Annotated in this window: 4 protein-coding genes; 1 reads left to right on the top strand and 3 read right to left on the bottom strand. The window is 73.4% G+C overall.

The features are described from left to right. Window positions 1-1,653 (bottom strand): thioredoxin domain-containing protein (locus tag BN12_RS18495; RefSeq protein WP_048554793.1); only part of this gene is annotated, 1,653 nt, incomplete at its 3' end. A gap of 363 nt (window positions 1,654-2,016) precedes the next feature. Here BN12_RS18495 and BN12_RS18490 point away from each other — a divergent pair. After that, window positions 2,017-2,424, top strand: a complete 408-nt coding sequence (locus tag BN12_RS18490) for a hypothetical protein (protein ID WP_048554791.1) — start codon at window positions 2,017-2,019, stop codon at window positions 2,422-2,424. Between the two features lie 405 nt (window positions 2,425-2,829). Here the strand turns inward: BN12_RS18490 and BN12_RS18485 are convergent, their stop codons facing one another. Both BN12_RS18485 and BN12_RS18480 read right to left on the bottom strand, forming a co-directional pair. Next, window positions 2,830-3,738 (bottom strand): aminoglycoside phosphotransferase family protein, encoded by a 909-nt coding sequence (locus BN12_RS18485; protein ID WP_053080088.1) that lies wholly within the window; start codon window positions 3,736-3,738, stop codon window positions 2,830-2,832. A 193-nt stretch (window positions 3,739-3,931) separates the two neighbouring features. Then, window positions 3,932-4,658 (bottom strand): DUF4439 domain-containing protein (locus tag BN12_RS18480; RefSeq protein WP_235432465.1); only part of this gene is annotated, 727 nt, incomplete at its 5' end.

The raw sequence follows: 4,658 nt of genomic DNA, 5'->3' as shown, positions 1-4,658 counted from the left end.
GGCGTCCTCGGCGGCGGTGCGGTGCGTGGGGGAACCGGTCAGCGCGGCATACGTGAGGACCGCACCGGCGATCGACGACACGCCCGACGGCTCGGCGTTGTCGGTCTGGCCCGCGGGCCGGGCGAAGAGCTGCTCGGCGTCGTCGGCCGTGTCGTGCCAGCCGCCGGCCCCGTCGCGGAAGTGCTCCAGGGCGACGGTGAGCAGCCGCTCGGCCCACTCGAGCCAGCGGGGCTCCCCGGTCGCCTGGTGGAGGGCCAGCAGCCCCTCGACGAGGTTCCCGTGGTCGTCGAGGACGGCTGTCGCTGACCCGACGGCGCCCGCGCGGGAGACGCGTCGCAGCCGGCCCTCGACGAGGTGTGTCTCGAGGAGGAAGTCCGCGGCCTGCTCGGCCGCGGTTACGAGGTCGGGCCGTGCCTGGAGCGCACCGACGTCGGCGAGGGCCGCGACGGCGAGGCCGTTCCACGACGTGACGACCTTGTCGTCGCGGGCGGGTTGCGGCCGGCCCGTGCGGACCTCGGCGAGTCGGCCGCGGATCTGTTTCCACCACAACGGATCTGGCGGGTCGACGAGGAGACGAAGGGTCGAGGTTCCCCGCTCGAAGGTGCCCTCCGGCGTGACGGAGAGCAGGTCGGCGACGGCGGCGCCGTCCTCGGGGCCGAGCGCCTCCACGAGTTCGTCCGGAGTCCACACGTAGGTCAGCCCCTCGACACCGTCGGTGTCCGCGTCGAGCGCCGAGGCGAAGCCGCCCTCCGGGGTGCCGAGCCCGGCGACGACGAAGTCGGCCGTCTCCTGCGCCACCCGGGCCGCCCAGTCCGCGCCCGTGAGCCGATGCAGGTGCGCGTACACCCGGGCGAGCAGTGCGTTGTCGTAGAGCATCTTCTCGAAGTGCGGCACGATCCAGGCCCGGTCCACGGCATACCGGAAGAAGCCACCGTCGAGCTGGTCGTACATCCCGCTGCGGGCCATCGCCTCGCACGTCTCGGACGCCATCGTGAGGGCGTCGGCGGAGCCGGTCCGCACATGGTGGCGCAGCAGCTGCTCGAGGACCATGGACGGCGGGAACTTCGGCGCACCGCCGAACCCAGCATACGCCGGGTCGAACGTCCGGCGCAGCTGGGCCACCGCGGCCTCGAGAGCGGACTCGTCCACGGCAGAACGCGATCCGGCCGCCTCGACCACCTCACGCAGCCGTGCGGCGATGTGCCCGGCGGAGCTGAGGACCCGTGCCCGGTCCTCGCGCCACACGGAAGCCGCGTTCGCGAGGAGAGCCGTGAGCTGCGGCGTGGGGAAGTACGTGCCCGCGAAGAAGGGATCGCCCGACGGGGTGAGGAGGCAGGTCATCGGCCAGCCTCCAGCTCCGGTGAGCGCCTGGGTCGCCGCCATGTAGACGGAGTCGACGTCGGGCCGCTCCTCGCGGTCGACCTTCACCGCGACATACCCCTCCGCGAGCACGCGCGCCACCTCGGGATCCTCGAAGGACTCGTGCGCCATGACGTGGCACCAGTGGCACGCGGCATACCCGACCGACAGGAACACCGGCACGTCCCGGCGCCGCGCCTCCGCGAACGCCTCGGGTCCCCACTCCCACCAGTCGACGGGGTTGTCGGCGTGCTGGAGGAGGTACGGGCTCATCGCCGAGGCGAGACGGTTCACCCGTCTACCGTCTCACGCTGCCGGCCACGGGTCGTCCGGAGCCGCCCGGACGCGTGACGGTGGACCACGTGTCGACGCCGCGAGCCGCGCCGGAGGTCGTCCGCGGCGCAGCGTCACGGGTGAGGGTGCAGGGTCACGCATGAGAAGGCCGCTTGTGGGTTGGGACGACCGGGGCTGGGACGTCGGCGAGCTCACCCACGACGAGCTCGGGCCCGAGGTCGTTGCGAGTGCTCACCCGGGGCCACTCAGACGACCCGCCACTCGCGGCCACGAGAACTGCCAGGCATCGACTGCCACGATCCGCATCCGCGAATATCGGCCACTCCGCGGACAGGCGGTGTCCCGACGGCATAGGTTCCGGACGTGGATCAACACCTGCTCGAGCTCGGGATCCTCCTCGTGATCCTCGGGCTCGTCACCGGGCTCCTCGTGCCGAGGTTCACCAACCCGCGGATGGGGGTCGCCAGTCACCTGCAGGGAATGACCAACGGCCCGCTGCTCATGGTGCTGGGACTGACGTGGCCGCGTCTCCACCTGAGCCACGGCTGGCTCGTCGTCACGTTCTGGCTCGCGGTGTACGGCGCGTATGCCAACTGGCTGGCCACTCAGGTCGCTGCGGTCTGGGGTGCCGGCCACCGGTTCGCGCCCGGGGCGAGCGGCGATCACCGGAGCACGCCGGGCCGTGAGCGCGTCGTCGACGTGCTGCTCGCCACGCTCGCGCCGGCCATTCTCGCCGCGTGCGTCCTCGTGCTGATCGGGCTGCTGCGCTGACCCGAGCGGCTGATCGGGCTGTTGCGCTGACCCGAGCGGGGGCCGTCGCTCGGGTTGCTGGGGTGGGCCCCTGGTCGACGCGAAGGGCTTGACGGCAACAGCCTTGTGGGGAAGCTGGCCCGAGCCAGGACTCCAACCAGCTTCCCCACAAGGACTCTCTGGTCGCACGTGGCTGCCTCGATCATGACGAAACCTCGCACGTGCCGAGTTGATGCTCCTGAACCGACTCTCCGACGACAACAACTCGGCACGTGCGAAACACACGGCAGGCCTGGGCGAAACGGCATCCCGAGTCCTTGTGGGGAAGCCGGTGAGAGTCAGGGCTCCAACCAGCTTCCCCACAAGGGATCGTCCGGCCGCCCGCGACCGAGCCGAGCCGTCCACGACCGACTCCGGCCGACGGGATCAGTCCTCGAGGGCCTTGACGAGGGCGATGTGCAGCCCGACCCGGTCGGTGTCGCCGTCGCGCGCCGCCCAGAACGCCTGGACCGTGGAGGCGACGACGGTCCACAGACGTGCCACCTGCTCGTCGATCCCGGCCGCCTCGCACGTCACCTCGACCCGGCGTCGCACCGACCAGCGGAACGACGAACCGGTCCCGAGCTCCTCCACCCGGTTGCGGAGGACCGGCTGGAGCTCGTACCCGGGGTGGCCGCCCAGCGGCTTCGGGTCGATGGCGAGCCACGGCTCGCGCTCGGCCGCGAGGACGTTCTCGAAGTGCAGGTCGGTATGCAGGAGCGTGGCGTCGCACGCGGGGTCGGACGACAGGTCGGCGAGGAGGGCGGCGGCCCGGGCGACGAGGCGGCGGGGGAGCAGGTCGGGTCGGGCGCGCATCTCCTCGAGCTGACCGGCCACGACGTCCGAGAGCCGCCGCAGGTTCGCGGGAGCCGGCACGTGGAGGCGCGCGAGGAGGCCGCCGATGATCTCGCAGGCCTCCTCGTCCCAGAGCTCCGTGAGGTCCCGGGACGCGTCGACCCGCTCGAGGAGCAGCGCGCCCCGCGCCGGATCCGCGGCGTGCAGCCGCACCGCGCCGTCGCCCGCCCAGTGGCGCAGCGCGAGGTGCTCGCCGGCCCCGTCCTCGTGCGGCCAGGCGACCTTGCACACGAGCCGCTCCCCGTCCCGGTCGACCGGCACGACGACCGCGGTCCAGCCGCTCATCGGCTCCCCGGCCGGCGTGAGCGACCACTCCTGCAGCACCTCCTCGAGGAGGGCCGGCAGCGTCCGTAGCCACGTCGCCCCGTCCGGGCCGCCCTCGGCGGGCAGGTCCCGCACGCGGTCGACGAGGGCCCGCGGGACGAGGTCCGGCCGGCTCATCCCGACCTGCCAGGGAGAAGGTCGAGCCTCCGGCCGCACCACCGGATGCGGGGCGCGACGCGTCGCGGCCGGTCGGCGCGGCCGGGCAAGGGCCGGTCACCCACGGTCTCGAAGGTCGGCTGCTCGACCGGTATGCCGTGTGAAGACCGGTCATGACACGCACGGCGAGAGGGCGGGGTGAGGTCGGACCGGCTCATCCCGACATCCCCGGGAAGGGGACGAGGGTCCCGCCCCACCGCCGGACGAGGACCTCGACCCGGCCGAGCCACTCGGCGAGGTCGAGGAAGGGCTGGTCGCTCACCGTCTCGAGGGTCGGCAGCTCGGACCCGTATGCCGCGCGCAGGCCGGTGAGGACGTGCCCCGCGAGGCGCCGGGCGGCGGCCGGGGTTGTCACGGCATACGGCAGGTCGTAGCCGAGGACCGTCGGCGGGGTCGTCGTGAGGCGCGGGGTCTGGGCGGCGTCGAGGGCGGCGAGCTCCCGCAGCGTCGCGGTCGCGAGGGTCCGCTGGGCGCCGGTGGACTGGGCGGCGACGACCTGGAGCCCGTAGGTCGCGCTGCGGGTCGCCTCGACGACGACGTTCGCCGACGTCGCGGGCCACTTGGAGGCATCGCCGGAGGTCGTCACGGACACCGGAGGCGACGGCGTGAGGTCGGGCGGCGAGGCCGAGGCGCCGGACGTGCCCGAGACGGTGGGAGAGGCCGCGGGGGAGACCGCTGCGGAGGCCGGGTGCAGGCTCGGTGGACGTCCTCCGGCGAGCACGGTCGCGGCATACCGCTGGGCCAGCGTGGCAGCGACGGTCGGCCGCATGACGCCGGCGGCCCCGGCGAGGGTCACGGCGTGGGGCAGCGGCTCGCGCTCGAGCGCGGCGACGTCCGAGGCGGTGACCGACACGGCGCCGGACGAGGTGGGGGGGGGGGGG

Source organism: Nostocoides japonicum T1-X7, assembly GCF_001046855.1.
GTDB lineage: Bacteria > Actinomycetota > Actinomycetes > Actinomycetales > Dermatophilaceae > Nostocoides > Nostocoides japonicum.
Note: the sequence above shows the minus strand (reverse complement) of the source record. Positions and strands in the feature narration are given on the sequence as shown.